1 protein-coding gene is annotated in these 1,853 nt (G+C 63.3%); it reads left to right on the plus strand.

Annotation, left to right across the window (positions count from 1 at the left end):
• Positions 1–261: 261 nt before the first annotated feature.
• Positions 262–1,605 carry an IS110 family transposase gene (locus CAPSK01_RS00150; protein WP_034920801.1) on the plus strand — a complete coding sequence of 448 codons (1,344 nt, stop codon included), beginning with the start codon at positions 262–264 and terminating at the stop codon, positions 1,603–1,605.
• Positions 1,606–1,853 lie beyond the last annotated feature (248 nt).

The following is a 1,853-nucleotide window of genomic DNA, read 5'->3' on the forward strand; positions in this document are numbered from 1 at the left end:
CCGTTGGCCGCGAATCGGGCCGAGGAAACTTGGTGCTGTGGCGTGTTGTGGCAAGGTTGGAGTGCCGCGCGGGCCAAGACCGACTCGCCACTGACGCGTGAAGCTCGACAGTTAGGATGGTTTCGGGTGTCGTCATCGACATTGGCGAATCGACAGGCGGGGTGATGAACCTCGCTGGCGATATCCCGTTTGAGAGAGTGAGCAAAGACGACGACTCCCACAGCCTGCGGCGGCATTCCTAAGCTGATGATGGAGCATGGCATGGCACAGCGCAACCGCAGGTACACACGCAAGGGGCTGGAAGTGACCAACCCGGATGCAGCGGGCATCGACGTAGGGGGCGCAATGCACTACGTGGCAGTACGGGAGGACGTGGCGGAGCAGCCGGTGAGGCAGTTTGGCTGCGTGACGGGGCAGTTGCAGCAGATGATCGAGTGGCTGCACTCGTGCGGGGTGAAGGTGGTGGCGATGGAGTCCACGGGGGTGTACTGGATCCCTGTGTACGAGATGCTGGAGCGAGCGGGGTTCGAAGTGCTGCTGGTCAACGCGCGGCACGTCAAGGGGCTGCCCGGCAGGAAGAGCGACGTACAGGACTGCCAGTGGCTGCAGCAGTTGCTGATGTACGGGCTGCTCAAGGGCGCGTTCAGGCCGTCGGATGCGGTGTGCGGCTGGCGCTCGCTGTGCCGGCAAAGGGCCAGGCGGATCAAGGAGCAGGCGCGCTACGTGCAGCACATGCAAAAGGCGCTGGTGCAGATGAACATCCAGCTTGGCACGGTGATCAGCGACGTGGCTGGGGTGACGGGGCAGAAGATTGTGCGGGCGATCGTGCAGGGTGAGCGCGACCCGCATGAGCTGGCCGCGTACCGGGACTGCCGCATCAAGGCCAGCGAGGAGGAGATTGCGGCCAGTTTGCTGGGCAATTGGAGGGACGAGCACCTGTTCGAATTGAAGCAGGCACTGCAGGCATATGACTTCTGCGGGCAACTGCTGGCCGAGTGCGACCAGGAGATTGAGCGAGTGATGCTGGGGCTGGCCGAACACGAAGGCCGACTCGACAAAGGCCCCAGGCGGAGCAAGAACCGCAATGCGCCGAAGTTCGACGTGCGGCAAAGGCTCTACGAGATCTGCGGCGTGGACTTGACGCGAATCGACGGGATCGATGCGTCGACGGCGCTGGTGGTCCTCAGCGAGATCGGAGCCGACATGAGCCGCTTCAAGACGGTCAAGCACTTCACGTCGTGGCTGGGACTGTGTCCGGGCACCAAGATCAGCGGAGGCAAGGAGTTGGGCTCGGCGACCAAGAGAAGCGCCAACCGGGCGCGTCAGGCGCTGAAGCTGGCAGCCGCGGCGCTGCGCAGCAGCAAGTCCTCGCTGGGCGCGTACTACCGGCGCATGTGCGCGCGAATGGACAAAGGCAAGGCGGTGACGGCGGCGGCGCACAAGCTTGCGCGCTACATCTACACGATGCTGACCCGAGGACAGGAGTACGTCGATCAGGGGCAGCAGTACTACGAAGAGCGATACCGTGAGCGGGTACTGAGGCAAATGACAAGGCGCGCCGGTGAGCTCGGCTTCAGGCTTGTGCCGGCCGAGGCAGGAGCATGAAAGCAGCCTTGCAAATCAACTACTTGGAGTGAGTTTCTTGAGAGGCGTCTCGATGGTACGGTGCGAGGCTGAGCTTGTGGAAGCCTGTGACCTTCGCGATGCGGGCCGGAGCGAGACTGCTGAAGCCGAGGCCACTGGGTACCCATGGATTTCGTCCTGGCCGACGATGCCGGAGCGATCTGTGGCGTCCATCATCAGGATGACAGCGAGCGTGTCCGTCATCGGCGCGTCCGATGCCTAGCTGCAAG

The organism is Candidatus Accumulibacter vicinus, from assembly GCF_000584955.1.
In the GTDB taxonomy this organism is placed as follows: domain Bacteria; phylum Pseudomonadota; class Gammaproteobacteria; order Burkholderiales; family Rhodocyclaceae; genus Accumulibacter; species Accumulibacter vicinus.